19 protein-coding genes and 1 other RNA gene are annotated in these 21,327 nt (G+C 67.0%); 7 read left to right on the forward strand and 13 right to left on the reverse strand.

The annotated features are described in order from the left end of the window. The 10 genes from mraY to ASG43_RS10550 all read right to left on the reverse strand — a co-directional run bounded on the left by mraY (nt 1) and on the right by ASG43_RS10550 (nt 10,321). Nucleotides 1-1,083, reverse strand: coding sequence for a phospho-N-acetylmuramoyl-pentapeptide-transferase (mraY, locus tag ASG43_RS10510; protein ID WP_056504086.1), 1,083 nt, complete (start codon nt 1,081-1,083; stop codon nt 1-3). After that, a complete protein-coding gene (locus ASG43_RS10515) occupies nt 1,084-2,553 on the reverse strand; it encodes a UDP-N-acetylmuramoylalanyl-D-glutamyl-2,6-diaminopimelate--D-alanyl-D-alanine ligase (RefSeq protein ID WP_056504088.1) in 1,470 nt (489 codons plus the stop codon). After that, a complete protein-coding gene (locus ASG43_RS10520) occupies nt 2,550-3,998 on the reverse strand; it encodes a UDP-N-acetylmuramoyl-L-alanyl-D-glutamate--2,6-diaminopimelate ligase (RefSeq protein ID WP_056504094.1) in 1,449 nt (482 codons plus the stop codon). The genes ASG43_RS10515 and ASG43_RS10520 overlap by 4 nt, the downstream gene beginning before the upstream one ends. A 238-nt stretch (nt 3,999-4,236) precedes the next feature. Further along, on the reverse strand, nt 4,237-5,955 hold the full coding sequence (locus tag ASG43_RS10525; RefSeq protein ID WP_056504096.1) for a penicillin-binding protein 2: 1,719 nt from the start codon (nt 5,953-5,955) through the stop codon (nt 4,237-4,239). Between the two features lie 5 nt (nt 5,956-5,960). Next, nucleotides 5,961-6,317, reverse strand: coding sequence for a hypothetical protein (locus tag ASG43_RS10530; RefSeq protein WP_056504098.1), 357 nt, complete (start codon nt 6,315-6,317; stop codon nt 5,961-5,963). A 6-nt stretch (nt 6,318-6,323) separates the two neighbouring features. Continuing rightward, nucleotides 6,324-7,346 carry a 16S rRNA (cytosine(1402)-N(4))-methyltransferase RsmH gene (gene rsmH, locus ASG43_RS10535; RefSeq protein WP_056504101.1) on the reverse strand — a complete coding sequence of 341 codons (1,023 nt, stop codon included), beginning with the start codon at nt 7,344-7,346 and terminating at the stop codon, nt 6,324-6,326. Continuing rightward, on the reverse strand, nt 7,343-7,834 hold the full coding sequence (gene mraZ, locus ASG43_RS10540) for a division/cell wall cluster transcriptional repressor MraZ (protein WP_056504103.1): 492 nt from the start codon (nt 7,832-7,834) through the stop codon (nt 7,343-7,345). Before mraZ ends, rsmH begins: the two co-directional genes overlap by 4 nt. 517 nt (nt 7,835-8,351) lie before the next feature. Continuing rightward, nucleotides 8,352-8,770, reverse strand: an RNA gene (rnpB, locus tag ASG43_RS11095) — RNase P RNA component class A. A 52-nt stretch (nt 8,771-8,822) separates the two neighbouring features. Further along, the gene (locus ASG43_RS10545) at nt 8,823-9,605 is read right to left on the reverse strand and encodes an N-acetylmuramoyl-L-alanine amidase (protein WP_056504106.1); all 783 of its coding nucleotides are present in this window, start codon (nt 9,603-9,605) and stop codon (nt 8,823-8,825) included. Further along, nucleotides 9,602-10,321 (reverse strand): DnaJ family molecular chaperone, encoded by a 720-nt coding sequence (locus ASG43_RS10550; protein ID WP_056504109.1) that lies wholly within the window; start codon nt 10,319-10,321, stop codon nt 9,602-9,604. Before ASG43_RS10550 ends, ASG43_RS10545 begins: the two co-directional genes overlap by 4 nt. A 257-nt stretch (nt 10,322-10,578) precedes the next feature. Between ASG43_RS10550 and ASG43_RS22715 the strand changes: the two genes are divergently transcribed. From ASG43_RS22715 to ASG43_RS10565, 3 genes are all read left to right on the forward strand, one after another. Next, on the forward strand, nt 10,579-10,911 hold the full coding sequence (locus tag ASG43_RS22715) for a hypothetical protein (protein WP_156386627.1): 333 nt from the start codon (nt 10,579-10,581) through the stop codon (nt 10,909-10,911). Nucleotides 10,912-10,984: 73 nt separating this feature from the next. Next, nucleotides 10,985-11,824: a glycoside hydrolase family 25 protein gene (locus ASG43_RS10560; RefSeq protein WP_244488055.1), complete on the forward strand. Its 840-nt coding sequence runs from the start codon at nt 10,985-10,987 to the stop codon at nt 11,822-11,824. Between the two features lie 101 nt (nt 11,825-11,925). Continuing rightward, the gene (locus ASG43_RS10565) at nt 11,926-13,119 is read left to right on the forward strand and encodes a lytic murein transglycosylase (protein WP_056504113.1); all 1,194 of its coding nucleotides are present in this window, start codon (nt 11,926-11,928) and stop codon (nt 13,117-13,119) included. Nucleotides 13,120-13,218: 99 nt separating this feature from the next. Here the strand turns inward: ASG43_RS10565 and ASG43_RS10570 are convergent, their stop codons facing one another. Further along, nucleotides 13,219-14,580: a cation:proton antiporter gene (locus tag ASG43_RS10570; RefSeq protein WP_056504116.1), complete on the reverse strand. Its 1,362-nt coding sequence runs from the start codon at nt 14,578-14,580 to the stop codon at nt 13,219-13,221. A gap of 260 nt (nt 14,581-14,840) precedes the next feature. Here ASG43_RS10570 and ASG43_RS10575 point away from each other — a divergent pair, with 260 nt between their 5' ends. After that, nucleotides 14,841-15,275: a DUF4112 domain-containing protein gene (locus tag ASG43_RS10575; RefSeq protein ID WP_056504119.1), complete on the forward strand. Its 435-nt coding sequence runs from the start codon at nt 14,841-14,843 to the stop codon at nt 15,273-15,275. A 149-nt stretch (nt 15,276-15,424) separates the two neighbouring features. After that, nucleotides 15,425-16,351: a manganese catalase family protein gene (locus ASG43_RS10580; RefSeq protein WP_056504121.1), complete on the forward strand. Its 927-nt coding sequence runs from the start codon at nt 15,425-15,427 to the stop codon at nt 16,349-16,351. Between the two features lie 56 nt (nt 16,352-16,407). Here ASG43_RS10580 and ASG43_RS10585 read toward each other — a convergent pair whose 3' ends face one another. Next, on the reverse strand, nt 16,408-17,631 hold the full coding sequence (locus ASG43_RS10585) for an alanine racemase (RefSeq protein WP_056504537.1): 1,224 nt from the start codon (nt 17,629-17,631) through the stop codon (nt 16,408-16,410). 142 nt (nt 17,632-17,773) lie between these two features. On the opposite strand from ASG43_RS10585, the gene ASG43_RS10590 reads away from it, so the two are divergent. Beyond that, on the forward strand, nt 17,774-18,733 hold the full coding sequence (locus ASG43_RS10590) for a DMT family transporter (protein ID WP_056504124.1): 960 nt from the start codon (nt 17,774-17,776) through the stop codon (nt 18,731-18,733). Beyond that, the gene (locus ASG43_RS10595) at nt 18,730-19,989 is read left to right on the forward strand and encodes an amidase (RefSeq protein WP_056504128.1); all 1,260 of its coding nucleotides are present in this window, start codon (nt 18,730-18,732) and stop codon (nt 19,987-19,989) included. Before ASG43_RS10590 ends, ASG43_RS10595 begins: the two co-directional genes overlap by 4 nt. A 416-nt stretch (nt 19,990-20,405) precedes the next feature. On the opposite strand, the gene metF is transcribed toward ASG43_RS10595, so the two are convergent. Beyond that, a complete protein-coding gene (gene metF, locus ASG43_RS10600; RefSeq protein WP_056504130.1) occupies nt 20,406-21,326 on the reverse strand; it encodes a methylenetetrahydrofolate reductase [NAD(P)H] in 921 nt (306 codons plus the stop codon). Between the last annotated feature and the right edge of the window lies 1 nt (nt 21,327).

The following is a 21,327-nucleotide window of genomic DNA, read 5'->3' on the forward strand; positions in this document are numbered from 1 at the left end:
TCACCGAAGCTTCAGCGTCGACAGGCCGACGAAGGCGAGCATGAAGGCGATGATCCAGAAGCGCACCACGACCTGGCTTTCCGTCCAGCCGAGCTTCTCGAAATGGTGGTGGATCGGCGCCATGAGGAAGACGCGCTTGCCGGTGAGCTTGAAGCTCGCGACCTGGATGATGACCGACATCGCCTCGATCACGAAGAGGCCGCCGATGATGGCGAGAACCAGTTCGTGCTTGGTAGCGACCGCGATGGCGCCGACCATTCCCCCGAGCGCGAGCGACCCCGTGTCACCCATGAAAATGGCGGCCGGCGGCGCATTGAACCAGAGAAAGCCAAGCCCGGCGCCGATCACCGCGCCGCAGACGACGGCGAGTTCGCCGGTGCCGAAGACGTAGTGGATCTGCAGGTAGTTGGCGAAGTTCACGTTGCCCGCGAGGTAGGCGATCAGCCCGAAGGCGGCGCAGGCGATCATGATCGGAACGATCGCGAGTCCGTCGAGACCGTCGGTGAGATTCACCGCGTTCCCCGCGCCGACCATGACGAAGGCGCCGAGCGCGACGTAGAACCAGCCGAGGTCGATCAGGAAGGACTTGACGAAGGGAAAGGCCAGCGAGGTCGCGAAGGTCCCGGTGCCGGCATAGACGGTGAGCGTGCAGGCGACGGCGGCGATGGCGAATTCGATGGTGAGGCGCGCCTTGCCCGAAAAGCCTTTGTGCGACTGTTTGGTGACCTTCAGGTAATCGTCGTAGAACCCGATCGCGCCGAACCCGATCGTCACGAGCAGCACGGTCCAGACGTAGAGATTGCTGAGTTCCGCCCAGAGCAGGGTCGAGGACAGGATCCCGGTCAGGATCATCAGCCCGCCCATGGTGGGCGTTCCCGCCTTCTTGAAATGGGTCTGCGGTCCGTCCGCGCGGATCGGCTGGCCCTTGCCCTGGCGCAGGCGAAGGTTGGAGATGATCGCCGGTCCGAACAGGAACACCACGATGAACGAGGTGATCATCGCGCTCCCGGTGCGGAAGGTGATGTAGCGGAAGACGTTGAAGCCTGGGAAGTCGGCGGAGAACTGGCCGAGATATGCGAGCATTTAGACGGCCCCTGTCCGCTGCGATGAGGGACCCGCGCCATCCGCAGGACCCGTCGGCGCGGCGCCCTGGGCCGAAACCAGCCGGTCGACGATGCGCGACAGGCCGATACCGTTGGAGCCCTTGACCATCACGACGTCGCCGGCGCGAAGATGACCGAGAAGGCTTGCCTGAAGCTCGTCGAGGTTCTCGTGCCACTCGGCCGCAAGCGAGCCGTCCAGCGCATCGTCGAGCGCCTTCATCTCCTCGCCGACGAGATAGACGCGATCGATTCCGGCTTCGGTGAGGACGGAGGCGAGATCGGCGTGCAGCGCCTCGGCTTTGTCGCCGAGTTCCAGCATGTCTCCAAGCACCGCGATCCGGCGTCCGCCCTCGGCCGGCGAGGCGTCGGCGAGAAGCGCGACGGCCGCGCGCATGGAGGTCGGATTGGCGTTGTAGCTCTCGTCGATCAGCGTGATCGAGCCCGCGCCGAGCGCGAGGCGGTGGCGCTCGCCGCGTCCCTTGCCCGTGCGCCACGTGGACAGAGCGGACGCCACCGCGCCGACATCGGCGCCGACGATGTGCGCCGCGCCGAGCACGGCGAGGAGATTGTCCGCGATGTGACGGCCCGATGCGGCCATCTCCACGCCGAACTCCGCCTCGCCGATGCGCGCCAGCATGCGGGCGCCGTCAGGCTGCGGCTTGAAGTCGAGAAGACGGTAGTCGGCCCCCTCGGAGGCGCCGAAGGTCCGGATGTCGTCGACGCCGGCCTCACGCGCCATCTCCGTCAGCGCCGGTCCCTGGGGATCGTCGGCGTTGACGACGGCGGTGCCGCCCATGACGAGGCCCTCGAAGATCTCGCCCTTGGCCTTGGCGATTTCGCCGATATCGGCGAAGTGCCCGAGATGGGCCGGAGCGACGAGGGTGACGATCGCGACGTGAGGTCGAACGATTTTGACGAGAGGGCGGATCTCGTCGGGATGATTCATTCCGATCTCGAACACCCCGTAGCGGGAATCGGCCGGCATCCGGGCGAGACTGAGCGGCACGCCCCAATGGTTGTTGAAGGAGGCGGCGGAGGCATGGACGCTGCCGACCGCCGAGAGGGCATGGCGCAACGCCTCCTTCGTCGTGGTCTTGCCGACGCTGCCGGTGACGGCGATGATCTTCGCCTTGGAGCGCGCCCGCGCGGCCGTCGACAGGCGCACCAGCGCGGTGAGCACGTCCTCGACCACGATGAAATTGCCGTGGACGCGGCCGAGCGCCGGCAGCTTCTTCTCGGACACGACGAGCACCGAGGCGCCGGCCGCGACGGCCGCCGTCAGGAAGGAGTGCCCGTCGAACCGGTCTCCCTTGATGGCGAAGAAGGCGTCGCCCGGCTTCACCGTGCGCGTGTCGATGGAAAGGCCGGTGACGCCTTGCGGCATGGAGCCGATGGCGCGTCCGCCGGTGGCGGCGACGAGCGCGCCGATGTCCCAGAGATAATCCGTCATGGTGCTTCCGTCGCGATGGCGCGGCGGACCTCCTCGTGGTCGCTGAAGGGCAGCGTGGTCGATCCGACCGTCTGCCCATGTTCATGGCCCTTGCCGGCGACGACGATCGTGTCGCCCGCCGCCGAACCCTCGATCGCTTGCCGGATCGCCGTGCGACGGTCGCCGATTTCGGCGGCACCGGGCGCGGCTTCCAGGATCGCGGCCCGGATCGAGGCCGGATCCTCCGAGCGTGGATTGTCATCGGTGACGATCACGACATCGGCAAGGCGGGCGGCGATCTCGCCCATGATCGGGCGCTTGCCGCGATCGCGATCGCCGCCGCAGCCGAAGACGACGGTCACGCGCCCGGTGGTGAAGGGCCGCACCGCCGAGAGCACGTTCTCCAAGGCCTCCGGCTTGTGGGCGTAATCGACGAAGACGGGAACGCCCGCTGTCGTCGTGCCGGCGAGATCGAGCCGGCCCGGCGCGCCCGTCAGATGTTCGAGCGCGCCGAGCGCCGTCGCGACGGGAACGCCGGTGACGATGGCCAGACCCGCCGCGGTCAGGGCGTTCGCCATCTGGAATTCGCCCGCCAGCGGGACGACGATCCGGTGGATCTGCCCGTCCGCCTCGATTTCGGCGATCTGGCGGCTGCGCTCGTGTTCGAGCCGTTTGAGCTGGAGCAGCGTGCCCTTCCGGCCGACCGTCTCGATCTTCATGCCGGCATGCAGCGCGACGGCCGTGGCGCGATCCGCCCAGGCATCGTCTGCGAAGATGACGGCGGGGGCGCCGCGCGGCAGCAGGGCCTCGAAGAGGCGCATCTTGGCCGCGAAATAGTCCTCGACGGTCGGATGATAGTCGAGATGGTCGCGTCCGAGATTGATGAAGGCGCCGGCGGCGAGCACCATGCCGTCCAGGCGGCGCTGGTCGAGACCGTGGCTGGACGCCTCCATTGCCGCATGGGTCACGCCCTCGGCGGCCAGTTCGGCCATGAGGCGGGCAAGGTCGACCGGATCGGGGGTCGTCAGCGAGCCGTAGTCGTCGCGTGTCGGCGAGCGGATGCCGGTCGTGCCGACGGACGCCGCGGCATGGCCGGCGCTGGTCCAGATCTGGCGCGTGAAGCTGGCGATCGAGGTCTTGCCGCTGGTGCCGGTGACGGCGACGATCGTCGCCGGCTGCGTGCCGAAGAAGCGCGCGGCCATGAGGGCCAGCGCCCGGCGCGGATCGGCGGCCCGCAGGACGGGAAGATGCGTGTCCACCGCCGTGTCGAGGCCGACGAGGATGGCGGCGGCGCCCTTGGCCTCGGCGTCGCGCACGAAGCGCGCTCCGTCGGCCTTCGATCCGGCGAAGGCTGCGAAGAGGAAGCCGGGCTGGATGGAACGGGAGTCCGCGGACAGGCCGCCGATCGGAATGCCGAGCGTCTCGGCCCCACGGGCGATGCCCTCTGCGAGGTCGCTGATCTTCATGACTTCAAACCCGTCTTCGATGCGACGACCGGGAGCTCTGAAGCCTGCCCCGGACAATCTTTCGGACCTCGAGAGCCCATCTGGGAAAAACCCGGCGGGTCGGCTCGACGGCTCTTCCTCCACCCCCGCAGGCGGCGAGAAGATCCAGGTCGCCGCTCCGCCCTGACATTTCCAAACGGGCTCTTAGAGACCTTCGTCGGGGTTGAACAGGTCCGGACGCCTCCTCCGACGGCCGGCTTCAGTTGGAGACGAGCAAGGGGCCGGCGCCTTCGCCGAACTGAGGCTTCACCTTCAGCAGAGCGGCCGAACGGCGGATGATCGCGCCGACGGTCGGCGCGGCGTTCAGGCCGGCGGTCGCTCCCGACTTGCCCTCCTCGGCCTTGGGTTCGTCGAGGACCACGAGCACGACGTAGCGCGGCTTGTCGATCGGGAAGGCAGCGAGATAGGCGTTGAACCGCTTGTTGGCGGAATAGCGCCCGGCGACGACCTTCTCGGCCGTTCCCGTCTTGCCGCCGACGCGGTAGCCGGGCACCTGGGCGCTCTTTCCCGATCCCTTCCGACCGTTGAGGTCGAAGAGGTAGCGGATCTCGTCGCTCGTCTGCTTGCGGACCACCTGGACGGCGATCGCGTCGGCCTCTTCTTTCGAGCGCGGCAGGAAGGTCGGCGGGATCATGCGGCCGCCATTGACGAGAGCGGCGGCGGCGGCGGCGGTCTGCAGCGGCGTCGTGGAAACGCCGTGACCGAAGGAAATCGTGATGGAATTCAGCTTCTTCCAGACCTTCGGCTGAGTCGGAGTCGCGGTCTCCGGCAATTCGGTCTTGAGGCGCGTGAGAAGGCCCATCTTGGTCAGGAAGGCCTTGTGTCCCTCGATGCCGACGACGTCGGCTTCCTTGGCGGTCCCGATGTTGGACGAATATTCGAAGATTTCGGGAACCGTCAGGACCCGGTGCTTGCCGTGGAAGTCGGAGATCGTGAAACCGCCGATGCGGATCGGGCGGGAGGCGTCGAAGCTGTCGGTGATCTTCACGAGGCCGGAGTCGAGCGCCATGGCCGTGGTGAAGGTCTTGAAGGTCGAGCCCATCTCGAAGGTGCCCGCCGACATGCGGTTGAGGTTTTCCTTCTTGAGCGCGTCCTTCGGCTCGTTTGGATCGTAATCCGGCATCGAGGCCATCGCGAGGATCTCGCCGGTCTCGACATCCATGATCACGCCGCCGGCGGCGATCGCGTCGTAGCGCTTCATGGCCGCCGCGATCTCGTCGCGCACGATGTGCTGGACGCGCAGGTCAATCGAGAGCTTGACCGGCTCCAGGTCCTTGCCGGTGGCGAGGCCGAGGCTCTGAACGTCCCGAAAGCCCTCGTCGTCGACATACTTCTCCATGCCGGCGATGCCCTGGTTGTCGATATTGACCAGGCCGACGACATGGGAGGCGGTCGCGCCGCCGGGATAGAAGCGCCGCTTTTCCGTGCGGAAGCCGATGCCGGGAAGGCCGAGCGCGAAGACCTGCTGCTGCTGACGCGGGGTGAGCTGGCGTTTCAGCCAGACGAAGCCCGCATCGCCTCCAAGGCGCGTGTGGAGGCTCTTGGCGTCGAGATCGGGCAGGACCGTCAGCAGGGCCTCCGTCGCCTCGTCGGCATCGATGATCCGGCGGGGTTCGGCAAAGAGCGAGGCCGTCTTGATGTCGGTCGCCAGCACCTCGCCGTTGCGGTCGACGAGATCGGGCCGGGCGGCGACCACCGGACCGATGCCGGCATAGGCGGCACCCGCTTCGGGCAGAGCGCCCCACATGACGAGGCGTCCGCCGATGATGGCGTAGACACCGAAGAAGAGGCCGACGGCGATGGCGAAGCGTCCGCTGTGGCGCGGCGCTTCCGCGCGGCGACCGCGCAGCGAGATGCGCGTCGAGGATGCGTCCGCTTTCGGTGTTCGCATACGACCCGGCCAAGCCGGCAGCTTCATCCGCATCATCTCACGACACTCTTGCCGTTCTCTGCGAAGCCACCGAGAGCCTTGGTCGGATCGGGGACGAGACTGATCGGCTGCTGCGGCAACTCGTCGACCTCGACGATCTGGTCCGGCCGGATCGGCTCCAGCGAGAGGTCGGCGTGGAAGGCCTCGGCAAGGCGCTGGAGGCGATCGGGCTGATTGAGAAGGCTCCAGTCGGCCTGGAGCAGAGCGATGGTCTCGCGTTCGAGCGCGCTCTTGCGCTCGACGGAGGCGATCGCCTCGTCGATCAGCTCGGCCTCGTGCTTGATTTTGAAGGTCCATGCGGCGGCGGAGATCATCACCGCGATCAGGACGATGTCGATCGTCTTCAGCATCGGCGTTCAGGCTCCCGATCGGGGTAGGTCGGCAAGGGCGGGAAGATCGAAGACGTCGGATGCGTCCGCGTCGGAGCGCGGGGCCGCCGCGGTGCGGATGCCGAGCCGCAGCTTGGCCGAGCGTGCGCGGGGATTGGCGGCGAGTTCGCCCTCCCCGGCCGTCACCGGCTTGTTGCGGGCGGTGAAGGTCAGCACCTTCTCCGCCATGTCCGGCAGATGGCGCGAGCCCGTGACCTGTTCGGACCGGTCGCGCAGGAAGCGCTTCACGATCCGGTCCTCCAGGGAATGGAAGGTGACGACGACCAAGCGCCCGCCGGGCTTCAGGACCCGCTCGGCGGCGAGAAGCGCACGGGCGAGTTCGCCGAGCTCGTCGTTGACGAAGATCCGAAGGGCCTGGAACGTGCGCGTCGCGGGATCGATCTTGTCCTTCGGAGCCCGGCCAATGACCTTGAGGATGTGCGAGGCGAGGTCGAGCGTCGTCGTGAAGGGTCGCTCGGCACGGCGCGCCTCGATCGACCGCGCGATGCGTCCGGCCTGTCGCTCCTCGCCGAGAAAGTTGAGGATGCGCGCGAGATCGCCGGCCTTCAGCGTGTTCACGACGTCCGCCGCGGACGGGCCGGAGCGGCTCATGCGCATGTCGAGGGGCCCGTCCTTCTGGAAGGAGAAGCCGCGATCGGCCTCGTCGATCTGCATGGAGGAGACGCCGATATCGAGGACGACGCCGTCGAGATCGGCGAATCCGGCCTGCGCTGCCAGCGCGTCGAGATCGCCGAAGCGGCCATGGGCCGCGACGAGGGCTCCGTTCGACGACGCCGCGAGACGGCGCGCGGTATCGATCGCGCCGGGGTCGCGATCGACGGCGACGACGCGGGCTCCGGCACCGAGGATCGCACGCGAGTAGCCGCCGGCGCCGAACGTGCCGTCGAGGATGACGTCGCCCGACGTCGGCGCCAGAGCGGCGAGGACCTCGTCGAGCAGGACGGGTACGTGGCGGACGGTCTCGGCCGACGGATCGACGACGCCGCTCATGCGGAGGACCCGCCGGGTTTCGTCGCATCCGAGGCGCGCGTCGCGGCCAGGGCCCCCGACGCCCGCGTCGCGACGAGGCGCGCCCGCGCGGCGGCCCGATGGGCCTCGAACTGCGAGGGCTCCCAGAGCTGGAAGAAATGATTGCGGCCGACGAACACCACGCGGTCCGTGATCCCCGTATGCGAGCGAATGAAATCGGTCACCGAGATCCGCCCCTCCGCATCGAATTTGAGGAAGGCGCCGTCGCCATAGGTGAAGAGCGACATGTCGGCATAGGCCTCGCTGAAAGGATCCTCGGCCTCCATGCGATCCTCGTATCGCTTCAGGAGATCCATTCCGCCGACGTCGATGGCGGGATGTCCGATCGACTGCAGCGCGTAGAGTTCGCCGAACCCGCGCGCGGCCAGCACCTGACGGAACGAGGCCGGAACCGAAACCCGTCCCTTGGCGTCGATGTTGTTGACCGCATTGGACAGGAACCGGTCCATCGAACCCCGCGTCTGCACTCCCTCGCCCTGCCTTCGTCATGTCGGTCGCACCCCGCGACTTCGCACTTCCGGACGAACGAGCGCCGCATCGACCGACAGAACCGTCGGCAGACCGCACTCCGAACCCGCCGGAGTTGAATTTCTGTGGCTGAGAAAGCGACCGTTCAGGCCGTTGGATGATGGCCATGGGGGTAACATGGGCCTCTATGGGCGTCAATGGGAAGACGGCCCACAACAGGCGGATCCGCGATCACCCAAACCCTAGCGCGTCAAGCTTAACACGCCGTTAACGTTAAGGTTTTTGTACGGGTTGTCGCGTGGGGCCTGACGGGCGGCCTGCGCCGACGGCGCCATTTTTTTGCCGAGAACCGCCGATGATACCGACACTTATGCCGCGTCCCACGATCGGACCGGGCAAATCTTCCAGTCGGCTACCAAGGCGCACCGCCGGCGCAATCTCTGCGCGCAAATTCCAGTGATCAGTTCGCGTGACAACGGAGACGGTGGACGAGGAGGAAATGCCAGTCGGCCTGTAAGCCGGGTTCTGTGAGCGGCCGGAGCCGCCCGGCGACCATTCCTCTGGGACGACGCTCGCGCGTCGCCTCGAGCAACCCACCCGAACGACTGACCCGGAGAGGCCGGCGGTCGCCCGCCGCGTCGTTCCTATTCGGTCTTGCTCCCGGTGGGGTTTGCCGTGCCGCCCATGTTGCCATGAGGCGCGGTGGGCTCTTACCCCACCGTTTCACCCTGACCCCGACGCCCCTCACCGGCGCAAGGCGCCGGTTGATCGAGGGCCGCGAGGCGGTCTGTTCTCTGTGGCACTGTCCCTGGGGTCGCCCCCGCCGGGCGTTACCCGGCACCGTTTCTCCGTGGAGCCCGGACTTTCCTCCCCCGCCGTCTTTCGACATTGGCGGCAGCGGTCGCCCAGCCGACTGGCGCGGGGAGCCATCGGCCCCACGCGCGCCCATGTCAAGCCGAAGCGACTCGTTCAGACCGTGGCGAAGGGCGATGTCGGCAGAGAGACGAGGAGGCGATGGAGCGTCTCGATGGTCGAGTGATCGGCAATGCCGTCGACCTTCGCCGGCCGGAAATGGCGCTGGAAGGCGATCGTCGCGAACCGCGTCGACTCGTCGAACCGCCCCGTCGCCTCGACCTCGTAGCCGTAGGCGGCGAGAAGGCCCTGATAGGCCGCGACGGGTTCGCCTTCATCGCCAAGCCCGAAGAAACGCCCCCCGCGGATCGGCGAGGGTTCGACGAAATGGCCGAGACCCGCCCGATGCAGACGCGCCCACGGAAACAGCTCGCCGGGATCCTGCTTGCGTGCGGGAGCGATATCGGAATGGGCGAGGACGGCCTCGGCGCAAATGGTCCAGCGCGATCGGATGTCCCGGCAGAGCGCGATCACGGCTTCGATCTGGGCGTCGGGAAAGGGACGATAACCGTGATCGTGGCCGGGATTGACGATCTCGATGCCGATCGAGCGCGAATTGACGTCGTCGCGTCCGCGCCAGGTCCCCGCCCCCGCATGCCAGGCTCGCATCGCCTCCCGCACCAGCTGGACGATCCGGCCGTCCTCATGGACGAGATAGTGACAGGAGACCTGGCTGCGCTCCAGAGCGAGCCAGCGCGCGGCCATCTCGCCGTCCTCCATCCCGGTATAATGGAGAAGGATCATGTCCGGCCCGGTTGCAACGCGCCGATCGTTGCAGTTGGGGGATGGAAGAAGATCGGTGACGAGCGCGCTGTCGGCTTCCAGAAGAGCCGCGCTCATCCCGTCGCCACCACCCGCGCCACCTCGTCGTAGGCGGCGTTGATCGCTTTCATGCGCTCCAGGCCGATCGCCATGAACTCGTCCGGCACGCCGCGCGCGGCGAGGCGGTCGGGATGATTGTCCTTGACCAGTTGAAGATAGCGGGCGCGAACGATCTCCGGCGGCGCGTCCGGCTCCACGCCGAGAACGGCATAGGCGCCCTGCCGACCGGTGGAGACGTGGCGGCGCAGGATCGCGGCGAACTCGGCTTCGGGAATGCGGAAGATCTCGGCGATCCGCGTCAGGACGTCGAGTTCGCGCTGGTGCACGAGACCGTCGGACTTCGCGATGTGGAAGAGGCCGTCGAGAATATCGGAGAGCAGTTGGCAGCCGCCGGTCGGGTCCTGGCAGAGGGCCGTCATCTTGTGGGCATAGGCCTCGAAGCCCGCGATGTCCTGCTTGGCGAGATCGTAGAGACGGAAGACGTTCCGCAGCTCGTCCTGCGGGATGTCGAAGATCTGACGGAACGCGGCGACCTCCGCCGGCGAAACGATGCCGTCGGCTTTCGCCATCTTGGCGGACAGCGCGATCATCGCCACGGAGAAGGCCACGCTGCGGCGTGTCTCGCGGTCGCCCGAGAATAGCGTGCGGATGGCCTCGTAGAGAGAATCGAGCGTATGGCGGCCCGACTGCGGCAAGCTGCGAAGCAGAGCCGCGAGACTGGATACGATCTGCATCGACGGTCCTGATATCGCCTCATGCGCCGGTTCGGTAGGTCCGCCGCCACCTCTCAGTGTATCCCGGCCGGGCACGCTGCGTCACCCCCGCCGGATGGACGGAACGTCTCGTTTCGCCACAGTCGCAGGACGTCGCGGCGGTCGCTGAGATGAAAAAGGCGGCTCCCGCACAGAGCCGCCTCCCTCGATCGTTCCCGATGCGCCGGACAAGCCCGGCGTCGTCGCCTTACTGAGCGGGCGCCGTGGTGCCGGTGCCGGTGGCCGGGGTCGTCGTCGTCGTGGTCGACGAGGGGGCCGTGGTGCTCATCGAACCCGTCGTCGGCTCGGTCGTCGTCGTCGAGGTCGTCGCGGGCGCCGTCGTGGTCGTCGTTGCGGCGGGTGTCTCGGTGTTGCTGTCGGAGCAGGCCGAGAGAGCCAGGAGAGCCGAGGCGCAGATCGCGAAGGAGATCTTCTTCATGGTGACGTTCCATCCATTCGTTGGTTTCGGGGCCTCAACGCCTGCAGGCCCCGAGGCGTTCGGTCTTTCATCATCACGCCTCATTTCAGTGAGTCATGACGCCGACCCTGCCTTGTTGCTCCGCAGAGCGTGATGAGCGAGATAGTGCCTAATTTGCGGGCGGCGAGAGCTAAATCGGCGCGCATGGTCAAGGGACGTTAACCACGATGCGGCATCCTGCCGCCAATCCATTGTTTTCGAACGATCTCGACGAGGCGGCAGTTTTGATGGCGGATGCGGTTTCTTCGGCGATGACGCGGCGGTCCTTCCTCCCGCTCATCGCCGCCGGGCTTCTCGGGGGTTGCACGGGAGGCGGATTGGATGCCGGTGATCTCGCGCTGTCCGGCCACAGCGGCCCAACCCCGGATCACTACCCGGTCCACGGTATCGACGTCTCGAAATACCAGGGCGACATCGACTGGTCGGCGGCCCGCCGCGGCGGCGTCTCCTTCGCCTACCTGAAGGCCACGGAAGGAGGCGACCGCGTCGATTCCCGCTTCCACGCGAACTGGCGGGCGGCCGGTGCCGCCGGCATGCCGCGCGGGGCCTACCATTTCTTCTATCATTGCCGATCCGGGGCCGAGCAGGCGCGCTGGTTCATCGACAACGTACCGAAGGAAGCCAACACCCTGCCGCCGGTCCTCGATGTCGAATGGACGCCGGATTCACCGACCTGCACGCTCCGCCCGCCGCGCACCGACCTCGTTCGCGAGATGGAAGCGTTCCTCGACGTCGTGGAACTGCATTACGGAACGAAGCCGGTGATCTACGCGCCGATCGACATCCACCGCGAACGCCTCGTCGGCACGCTGCCGCGGCATGAATTCTGGCTCCGGGCGGTGAAGGACCATCCCAACAACGTCTATACCGGCCGCCCCTTCCGCTTCTGGCAGTGGACCGCGACCGGCACCGTGCCGGGCGTGACGGGCGAGGTCGACCGCAACGCCTTCTCCGGATCCAAGGCGGACTGGGCGAAGTGGGTGAAGGCGCGCAGCGTCAGGACCTGAAGCCATCAGCGGTTTCGAGCGGCGCGCCATTCCTTCAAACCGCCACGTTGCGCCGCGATAGGTCTGCGCACGCACATCTGCCTTCGAAGGACCGATCGCCCATGCATGCCCGTCGTCTCGCCGCCGCCCTCGCGCTTCTTCTCGCCGGAACCTCGCTTGCGAGCGCGCAGTCCGCGCCCGCCTGCGGCGGCGATTTCGGTGCCTTCGTCGAGGGCGTGAAGGCCGAAGCGCGCGCGGCCGGCATCTCGGAGGGCGCGATCGAAGCTGCCGCGCCGCACATGGTGCAGAACCCGAAGGTCCTGGCGCGGGACCGGGCGCAAGGGGTGTTCAGCCAGACCTGGGGCGAGTTCTCCGCCCGCATGGTGAACGGATCGCGCCTGAAGCAGGGCAAGGCGAACCTTCAGAAATACGCCTCGACCTTCCAGAAGGTGGAAGCCGAGACCGGCGTCCCCGGCCCCGCGATCGCTGCTTTCTGGGGCCTGGAGACCGACTACGGCGCGGTGCTCGGCGATTTCGACACGATCAGCGCGCTGACGACGCTGGCGCACGACTGCCGCCGTCCCGAACTCTTCCGCCCGCACCTCATCGGCGCGCTGCAGGTCGCCGACCGGGGCTATCTGACTCCCGACGAGATGAAGGGCGCCTGGGCGGGCGAGCTCGGCCAGACGCAGATCCTGCCGGAGGAGTATCTGAAGTTCGGCACGGACGAGGACGGCAACGGGCGCGTCGACCTCCTCAAGGACGACGCGGACGTGCTGGCGACGACGGGCAAGTTCATGCAGTCGCTCGGCTGGCGCGCCGGCGAGCCGTGGCTGGAAGCCGTGCGCGTGCCGGACGACTTTCCCTGGGATCGCGCCGCGCTCGCCAACAAGGAGCCGCGTTCGGAGTTCGCGGGTCTCGGGATCACCAAGGCGGACGGCTCGGCGCTCGAAAGCGACGCCCTTCCCGCCTCTCTGATCCTGCCGATGGGTCGCGGCGGGCCCGCCTTCCTCGCCTTCCCGAACTTCGACGTCTATCTCGAATGGAACAAGTCGCTCGTCTATTCCTTGACGGCCGGCTACTTCTCGACCCGCCTCGCCGGCGCGCCTCCAGTCGACATGGGCTCGCCCCAGCCTGGCCTGTCCGTCGAGGAGATGAAGGCGCTTCAGACCAAGCTCGGCCAGCGCGGCCATGACGTCGGCAAGGTCGACGGCATTCTCGGCGGCGGCACCCGCGAGGCCGTTCGCCAGGAACAGCAGCGCCTCGGCCTTCCCGCCGACGGCTGGCCGACGCCGGATCTTCTCGCCGCTCTCTAAGACTGGACGACCGGTCGGCAGCACGAGGCCGGTGGTGGATCCTGCCGGCCGCCGATCGCGGAACGCCCCCCGTGCGTGGAAACGCCCCCGTGCTCCGGATCAAACCGCCGGTCGCCCCTCTTCGACCCGTCCCGCGTGCCGCCGCCGCCGGATCGCGCGCCGCAGGGCGCGGCGGCGGATGTTCAGCCGGTGCGCCCAGTCCTCGACGGCATGCACGCCCCGCGCGGCGGGGCCGCGCTCCGACGAGATCTCCGCCAGAGCCCGCCTGAACTCCGCGATTCCGAAGCGCGCCTCGTTGTCGATCATGCGCATGACCGACATCCAGGCCGGCGAGACGAGCAGTGTCACGGCCGTGACGGCGATGGCGAGGCGGTAGACGTCGTCGCCGATCGCGTCGGACGCGAAGGCGGCGGCGGCGATGATGAAGGAGAATTCGCCGATCTGCGCCATGGACAGGCCCGCTTCCATCGCCGTTCGGTGCGGCAGGCCCGCCATGCGGATGAGGAGGACGTTGAAAACGGTCTTGGCGACGATCACGAAAACGGAGGCGATGAGAACGAGCCTCCACTCCTCGACGATGAAGGAGAGATCGATGAGGAGACCGATCGAGAGGAAGAAGACGACGAGGAGCAGGCTCTGGATCGGTTCGATCACCGGGATGACGCGGCCGCGCAAGGTCGACGATCCGACGATCAGCCCCGCGATGAAGGCCCCGTAGGCCGGCGACAGTCCGGCGACGCCCGAGATCGCGGCGGCCGCGAGGCAGAAGGCGAGCGAGCCGAGGACGAGGATCTCGACATTGTCCTCCACCGCCGCTGCGAAGGCCGGCCGCAGCTTCCCGCGCCGCCCGAGATAGCGCAGGAGCAGCGCCAGGACCGCGACCGCGCCGACGATCTTCAAGCTGATGAGGCCCCAGCCGATTTCGCCGGGATCGCCGAGGGCGGTCGCGAGAATCAGCATGGGCACGACGGCGATGTCCTGCGCGATCAGCACGCCGACCGTGATCCGGCCGACATCGGTGCGAAGCTCGCCGATCTCCGCCAGCATCTTCATCGCGACGACGGTCGAGGAGAGCGCGATGATGAAGCCGAGGATGATCGCCTCGGCAAGCGTCGCCGACGATACGGCCATCAAGGCGAATGCGATGGCCATGGCCGCGCAGAGTTGGCCTCCGGCGATCTGCAGAGCGGGCTTCAGCGTCTGGATGAAGGCCTTCAACGAGATTTCCATCCCGATGAAGAAGAGGAGGACGACGACGCCCATCTCGGCCAGCGCGGAGACGTTTTCCGAGTTTCGGATGACGCCGAGACCGGTCGGCCCCAGCGCCATGCCGGCGAGAATGAAGCCGATCATCGGCGGCAGCCGCAAGCGCATGAGAAGCAGTCCGGCCGTCACCGCGACCACGGTGACGAAGGCGACCTCGACGAGCCCCGCCGCATGTCCGACCGCTTCAGCTTCCAAGCGCCCATTCCCCGTTCCGGCGCTCGCCCCCGATGCGCTGCAGCCTTCAAGGGCAAGACTGCGGCTCCATGATGGTCCGAACCCTTCGCGGCGCAAAAGAAAGAGAGCGCAGTGCGATAGCGGGAACGCCTAAGACGCGGGACGCGCCGCGGACGGGATGTTGATCAACGGGTCTTATCGTCAGGCGAGCCGCTTCCCATATCCGGTGGGACGCCGCCTCAACCCACGGCGCACCGAGAGAAAGGCCTTTCGACAAGACGATGGTCACCAGCACCGCCAGCGGCACCTTTGCCGACGACATCACGACCTCGGAACGTCTGCGCCGATTGAAGCGCATCAGCCGGCTCGCGCGCCTGATGGACACCGCGATCCGCGTGCCCGTCATCGGCGTGCGCTTCGGCGCCGACAGCGTGATGGGCCTCGTTCCCGGCGTCGGCGATGCCGCCGGCGGCTTGATCGGGCTCTTCATCATCAACGAGGCGCGCAAGCTCGGCCTGCCGCGCCAGAAGATCCTGAGGATGATCGGCAATCTCGGCCTCGACGTCGCGGTCGGCTCGGTTCCGCTGCTCGGCGACGTTTTCGATGTCTACTTCAAGGCTCACAAGCGCAACGCGAACATGATCCTCGATCATTTCCCGGAGCATCGGATCGACCTCGATCCGGAGCTTCTGAAGGATATCACGCCGCAGCGATGACGCGGTGCGCGCGTCGGGCCGATCGCGACCGGATCGCTTCTTTCGCGATGGGCTGGACCCGAAAAGGTCGATAGCCGCACACAGCCTTGCAGAGGAACGCTTATCATTGGGACCCGTTCGGATTGGACACTCTCCGAAAGGTAATCTCGATGTTCATGCGAGTCGACAAGCTACAGGCGGAGCTGCCCGCGCCCAAGCGGGCAGACCCGAACGCCGCAGCTGCCCTGCAGGAACTGCTGGGTGGCAAGTACGGTGAGATGTCGACGCTCGGGAACTATATGTTCCAGAGCTTCAATTTTAGATCCAAGGATAAGCTGAAGCCCTTCTACAGCTTGGTCGCGTCGATCACGGCGGAAGAGCTCGGCCATGTCGAACTGGTGTCGAACGGCGTCGCCATGCTGGCGAACGGGCCGGACAAGCCCAAAGGCGACGCGAAGGACGGGGGCGACATTTCGGGTGCGCCCTTCGAGGACATGAAGGACATCCGCCTCGCCGCGGCTTTCCTGTCCGGCGGCGGCGGCGCGATGCCCGTGAACTCCAACGGCGCGTCCTGGAACAACGATTTCATCACGACGACCGGAAACGTCGTCGTCGATCTCCTCCACAACTTCCATCTCGAATGCGGTGCTCGGCTCCACAAGCTCCGCGTCTACGAGACGCTGACGGACCCGACGGGGCGCGAGGTCTGCGGCTACCTCCTCGTGCGCGGCTCGGTCCATGCGCATGCCTACGCGCTGGCGCTGGAGAAGATCACCGGCGTCAAAGTCAAGGACTTCCTGCCGACGCCGAACATTCCGCTCGACAAAATCCCGGAATGCCAGAAATATCTCGACGAAGGCTCCCACCGCCGCCTCTACACGTTCAGCCCGAACGATTACAAGGAGATGGCCGGCATCTGGGGCAATGGAGAGGTCGCGCTGCCGAACGATCCGCCGGGCGAGCTCGAGGTCGTCGACGGCATGCCGGAAGGCGGCAAGATCCACCAGCTGACCGGCGTTCCCTCCGCCTTCACGCCGGACTACGCGCCGGAGGAAATGTTCGAGATCGCGCAGAAGCTGTACAAGGCGTCGCGCTGATCGCGGACGCATCCTGATCGACGGGGAAGGCCGGCCATTCGCCGGCCTTCTTTGCGTCAGTGCTGCTCCCCCATCGTCTCCAGGCTGGCATAGCCTTCCGCCTTGCCGGGGTCGAAGGGGGTGGTCACCTCGACGAACGTGTCGGGATAGAAGCCGTTGAAGCGGGTGCGCAGCGAAAGCGAATAGGCGCCGATATGGCCGATCTCGATCCAGTCGCCCGTGTCCACCGTTTCCGGTAGCCAGAAGGGCCGCGACAGGATGTCGACGCTGTCGCAGGTGGCCCCGCAGACGCGGAACGGCGCGATGGTCTGGGGATTGCCGTTGCGCCGGGTGCGGGCGGGATCGGGGATGAAACGGGCGGGCAACGTGATCTTGCCGGTCCATGAGTCGGACAGCGACGCCCAGATCCCGTCGTTGATGTAGAGCCGGCGGCCCTTGCGCAGAAGCACGCGCACGATCAGCGAGAAGGCCCGCGCCACCACGACGCGGCCGGGCTCGGCGACGAGCGGCGTGTCCTGGAAGTCGTGAGCTTCGATGTCCCCGCGCAGTCGCGACATGATCTGGCCGAGACCGGGCATGTCCGGCTTCTTGGATTTCGGGTCATGGCCGTATTCGGCGGGAAAGCCGCCGCCGACATCGAGACCGGCAAGCGGCACGCCCGCCCGGGACCGCACCCAGTAGGCCGAGCCGAGCGCCCGCTCATAGGTCTCGGGGTCCTCGATCTGCGAGCCGACATGAAAGCAGATGCCGACCTTGAAGCCGATATTGTGGCAGCGCTGGAGGAGCTCCACCGCATGGGCGGGGGCGGCACCGAACTTCTTGGACAGCTCGTAGGCCGCGCTGCCCTTCGTCTGGAGGCGAATGAAGAGCGTGATCGTCGAGGGATCGAGATCCAGCGCGCGCACGATCCGCAGGATCTTGGCGACTTCGTCCTCGTGGTCCAGCGATAGGGTGCGAATGCCGTAGGTCTCGAAAGCGAGCCGGATGTCGGACTGGGCCTTCACCGGATGCATGTAGAGCATCTCGGCTTTCGGCGCGACGGCCCGCACGGCCTCGAACTCCCCCGGCGACGCAACGTCGAAGATCCTGACGCCGGCCTCCGACAGCGCCTTCAGCACCATCGGCTCGCCATTGGTCTTCACGGCATAGGCCGTCTCGCCGGGAAAAGCCTCCATGAAGGACCGCGCGTCCTCCTTGAGGACGTTCGGACGGAAGCAATAGACCGGGACATCGGGACGCAAGGCCAAGGCCGCTTCCTTGGCCGTCTCGAAGATCTGCATCAGAAGGCTCCTCACGCCGTCCATGGGTCCGCCGTTCCTCACGACGACGACGCGTTTCGCACCGGCGAAAACGGGTGGCATGTGAGGGCGTCATCTGCAACACCCCAGCATCGGTCGAGAACGGCCCGAGGACGCATTCCCGATGACCGCAGAATCTATCCCATCCAGGGCGCCCGCCGCCTCGCCGGCCCTGACGATCAATTCCCGGGCCTGGCTGCTTCTTGTCATTCTCGGCCTGCTTTGGGGCGGCTCCTTCTTCTTCACGCAGATCGTGATCCGGCAATTGCCGCCCCTGCCGCTGGTCGCCGCGCGACTGACGCTGGCGGCGCTGGCCCTTCTCACCTACCTGCGGCTGCGCGGCATCTCCCTGAAACCGTTGCAGGGTCGAGCCGTCGATTTCCTGATCCTCGGCCTTTTGAACAACGCCGTGCCCTTTCTGCTTCTCGCCATCGGCCAGACGGTGGTGGGCGGCGGGCTCGCCTCGATCCTCAATGCGACGACGCCGCTCTGGACGATCCTCGTCGCCGCGGCCGCGACCCGCGACGAGAGGCTGACGGGACAAAAGCTCGCGGGCGTCGCCCTCGGGATCGTCGGCGTCGTCGTGCTGATCGGGCCAGGGGCCCTCGGCGCAGCGCAATCCGTGCCCCTTTTCGCCTTCGCGGCGTTGATCGGCGCGACCTTCTTCTACGCGCTGGGTGGCGTCTTCGCCCGGCGTTTTCGCGGGGTTCCGCCGGCCGTCATCGCGACAGGACAGCTCTGCGCCTCGAGCCTCATCATGGCGCCGCTGACGCTCGTTCTCTACGGGCCGTCCGTCTATGCCGGGCTGAGCCTCGGCGGAACGGCGGCGCTTGCAGCCCTCGCGCTTGCCGCGACCGCCCTCGCCTTCATCTTCTATTTCGAAGTCGTCGCCTCCGCGGGCGCGACGAACGCATCGCTCGTCACCTTCCTCGTTCCAGCCAGCGCCATCCTTCTCGGCGTCGTCTTCCTCGGCGAACGCTTGACGATCGAGGAGATCGCCGGCTTCGCGCTCATCCTCGCCGGTCTCGCCGCGATCGACGGGCGCCTTCCCCGCGCGATCCGCGCGCGGATCTCCCGGCGATGAGCGGGGAAAGCCTGCGCCGGAGACTGGCGGCAATCGAGAGCGGAGCGCTCGGCATCGATGCATGCCTTGCGGAGCGCAACCGGCGCATCAATGCGCTCGACGGGGACATCCGGGCCTTCGTGCGGCGCGCCCCGGCCGAAACCGCGGCGGCGGCTGTCGCCGCGCGGGGACCGCTCGCCGGCATTGCGCTCGGCGTGAAGGACATCTTCGACACCGCCGACATGGACAGCGAATACGGCTCCGCGATCTACCGAGGGCACCGACCGCGCGCGGATGCGGCGGTCGTCGCGCTCGCGCGCGCCAAGGGCGCCTTCATCGCGGGCAAGACGGCGACGACGGAATTCGCTCACATGACGCCGACGGCAACGCGCAATCCGCGCGATCTCGCGCACACGCCGGGCGGTTCCTCGTCGGGCTCGGCCGCGGCCGTCGCGGCGGGCATGGTGGACGGCGCTTTCGGCTCGCAGACGGCGGGCTCGGTGATCCGCCCGGCCGCCTTCTGCGGCATTGCCGGCTACAAGCCGAGCTTCCGGCTCCTCCCGGTCGTCGGCCTGAAGACCTTCGCCTGGTCGCTCGACACGGCGGGCCTCTTCGCCGCGGGCGTCGCCGATGTCGCGTTGCTGGCGGAGCTCCTGACGGGCCGCGCCCTCGCCGTCCCGGCGACGGACATGGCGCGCCTTAGAATCGGCATCTACCGCTCCGCGATCGACGATCGCCTCGATCCCGCAATGGCGAGCGCCATCGCGCAGGCGGCCAGTCGTTTGGAACGCGCCGGCGCGAGGCTTCTCGACACGGCGGAGCCAGCGGTGCTGACCAACGCCCGTCTCGCGCAGCCGCTCATCCAGGCTTACGAATCAGCGCAGGCACTGGCGCACGAACGGCTGGCGGAACGGGACCGGTTGACGGCGCTCCTTCGCCAAGCGCTCGACGAGGGCGCGGCCATCGCGCCGGATCGCTACGACGAGGCCCGCCGCGCTGCGCGGCAGGGACGTCGCGCGGCGACGGCCTTGTTCGACGATGTCGACATCCTCATCGCGCCGTCCGCGCTCGGCGCCGCGCCAGCCTCTCTCGAGACGACGGGCGATCCCGCGATGAACCGTCTGTGGACGCTGACGGGGAACCCCTGCGTCAACGTTCCCGGCTTCGTCGATGCATCCGGCATGCCCTTGGGCATCAGCGTGATCGCCAGGTTCGGCCGTGACGCTCTCGCGCTGGCCGCGGCCCACCATCTCGAACGGCTCGCCGCAAACGGGTAGCGATCTTGTCCACAAGAAGGCACCCGAAATAGATTTCCAACGAGTGGCTACGCGTGCGTTAAATTTTCTAATTTAGAAAGGATATATGATATTTTGTTCTTTTAATTGTCACGCGTTGAGTTTCGCGGTTACAATCCGTGCACCGCAGCAACGATTGGATCTTTACCAATCTGAACGGTAGGTTAACGTGGGTGTCTCCATGAGAGGGACCCCAGATGTCGATTCCGCGATCCCTGAACGTCCTCATGATCTCGGCCGCCTTCGTTTTCGTCGGCGCCATGGTCGCGGGCGTTCTGCCTTAAAGCGTCGAGCACGCATCCCTTCGAGGGCATCGAGCCTTTCCATCGATCAGACGAGGCCGGAGCACACCGCTCCGGCCTCTTGCGTTTGTGCAGGACCGTCTTTGCCCGTCGACGTCAGGCCGCCGCCGCCGCGCTGGCCTCGACGGCGGCCTGGCCAGCCGCTTGCGGGCGAAGCCCGAGAATGTGGCAGATCGAGTAGACGAGATCGGCCCGGTTCATCGTGTAGAAGTGGAAATCGTCGATACCTCGCTCGACGAGATCGAGAACCTGCTCGGCGCAGACGGCCGCCGCGACGTGGCTGCGCGTGTGCGCGTCGTTCTCGAGGCCGGCGAAGCGTTCGGCAAGCCAAGAGGGGATCGTCGCGCCGGTCGCCTGCGAGAAACGCGCGACCTTCACGAAGTCATGGATCGGCACGATCCCGGGCACGATCGGCACGTAGATCCCCGCTTTGCGCACCCGCTCCACGTAGCGCTCGTAGAGGTCGTTGTCGAAAAAGAACTGGGTGATCGCCCGCGTCGCTCCGTTGTCGACCTTGCGCTTCAGGAGATCGATGTCGGTGGCGAAATCGGCGCTTTCGGGATGCTTTTCGGGGTAGGCCGAAACGGAGATCTCGAAATCGTCGATGGAACGAAGACCCGCGACGAGCTCCACGGCGTTCTTGTAGCCGTCGGGATGGGCGGTATAGGCCGCACCCGCCCCCGCCTGGCTATCCCCGCGCAGCGCCACGAAATGTCGAACGCCCGTGTCCCGATATTGCCGGATCACCTGATCGACCTCTCCGCGCGACGCGTCGACGCAGGTCAGATGGGCCGCCGGGGCGAGCTGGGTTTCCTTCAGGATGCGCGAGACGGTGTGATGCGTGCGCTCCCGCGTCGAGCCGCCCGCGCCATAGGTCACGGACACGAAGCTCGGCGACAGCGGCGCCAGCCGCTCGACGGCAGCCCAGAGCGTCTCCTCCATCTTCTCCGACTTCGGCGGGAAGAACTCGAAGGAAACGCGGATGTCCTTGCCGGACGTGGGAGCTCTCAAGGCCATG

It is taken from the genome of Aureimonas sp. Leaf454 (assembly GCF_001424685.1).
GTDB lineage: Bacteria > Pseudomonadota > Alphaproteobacteria > Rhizobiales > Rhizobiaceae > Plantimonas.

What these genes read in the sequence shown, in the direction of transcription:
- ASG43_RS10560 (WP_244488055.1), top strand. Translation starts at nt 10,985, where the DNA reads ATGCGGCATCCTGCCGCCAATCCATTGTTTTCGAACGATCTCGACGAG.
- metF (WP_056504130.1), bottom strand. Translation starts at nt 21,326, where the DNA reads ATGGCCTTGAGAGCTCCCACGTCCGGCAAGGACATCCGCGTTTCCTTC.
- ASG43_RS10525 (WP_056504096.1), bottom strand. Translation starts at nt 5,955, where the DNA reads ATGAAGCTGCCGGCTTGGCCGGGTCGTATGCGAACACCGAAAGCGGAC.
- ASG43_RS10545 (WP_056504106.1), bottom strand. Translation starts at nt 9,605, where the DNA reads ATGAGCGCGGCTCTTCTGGAAGCCGACAGCGCGCTCGTCACCGATCTT.
- ASG43_RS10585 (WP_056504537.1), bottom strand. Translation starts at nt 17,631, where the DNA reads ATGCAGATCTTCGAGACGGCCAAGGAAGCGGCCTTGGCCTTGCGTCCC.
- ASG43_RS10550 (WP_056504109.1), bottom strand. Translation starts at nt 10,321, where the DNA reads ATGCAGATCGTATCCAGTCTCGCGGCTCTGCTTCGCAGCTTGCCGCAG.
- mraZ (WP_056504103.1), bottom strand. Translation starts at nt 7,834, where the DNA reads ATGGACCGGTTCCTGTCCAATGCGGTCAACAACATCGACGCCAAGGGA.
- ASG43_RS10530 (WP_056504098.1), bottom strand. Translation starts at nt 6,317, where the DNA reads ATGCTGAAGACGATCGACATCGTCCTGATCGCGGTGATGATCTCCGCC.
- ASG43_RS10590 (WP_056504124.1), top strand. Translation starts at nt 17,774, where the DNA reads ATGACCGCAGAATCTATCCCATCCAGGGCGCCCGCCGCCTCGCCGGCC.
- ASG43_RS10595 (WP_056504128.1), top strand. Translation starts at nt 18,730, where the DNA reads ATGAGCGGGGAAAGCCTGCGCCGGAGACTGGCGGCAATCGAGAGCGGA.
- ASG43_RS10515 (WP_056504088.1), bottom strand. Translation starts at nt 2,553, where the DNA reads ATGACGGATTATCTCTGGGACATCGGCGCGCTCGTCGCCGCCACCGGC.
- ASG43_RS10520 (WP_056504094.1), bottom strand. Translation starts at nt 3,998, where the DNA reads ATGAAGATCAGCGACCTCGCAGAGGGCATCGCCCGTGGGGCCGAGACG.
- ASG43_RS10565 (WP_056504113.1), top strand. Translation starts at nt 11,926, where the DNA reads ATGCATGCCCGTCGTCTCGCCGCCGCCCTCGCGCTTCTTCTCGCCGGA.
- ASG43_RS10575 (WP_056504119.1), top strand. Translation starts at nt 14,841, where the DNA reads ATGGTCACCAGCACCGCCAGCGGCACCTTTGCCGACGACATCACGACC.
- rsmH (WP_056504101.1), bottom strand. Translation starts at nt 7,346, where the DNA reads ATGAGCGGCGTCGTCGATCCGTCGGCCGAGACCGTCCGCCACGTACCC.
- ASG43_RS10580 (WP_056504121.1), top strand. Translation starts at nt 15,425, where the DNA reads ATGTTCATGCGAGTCGACAAGCTACAGGCGGAGCTGCCCGCGCCCAAG.
- mraY (WP_056504086.1), bottom strand. Translation starts at nt 1,083, where the DNA reads ATGCTCGCATATCTCGGCCAGTTCTCCGCCGACTTCCCAGGCTTCAAC.